The following is a 249-nucleotide window of genomic DNA, read 5'->3' on the forward strand; positions in this document are numbered from 1 at the left end:
TCCGTTACTCTTTGGGAGGAGACCGCCCCAGTCAAACTACCCACCATACACTGTCCTCGATCCGGATAACGGACCTGAGTTAGAACCTCAAAGTTGCCAGGGTGGTATTTCAAGGATGGCTCCACGCAGACTGGCGTCCACACTTCATAGCCTCCCACCTATCCTACACAAGCAAATTCAAAGTCCAGTGCAAAGCTATAGTAAAGGTTCACGGGGTCTTTCCGTCTAGCCGCGGATACACTGCATCTT

Annotated in this window: 1 rRNA gene; it reads right to left on the bottom strand. The window is 51.4% G+C overall.

The features are described 5' to 3' along the window. Positions 1-249: ribosomal RNA gene (locus ACYP2A_RS22240) — 23S ribosomal RNA — on the bottom strand; the annotation flags it as partial.

It is taken from the genome of Pseudomonas sp. 3A(2025), from assembly GCF_054589175.1.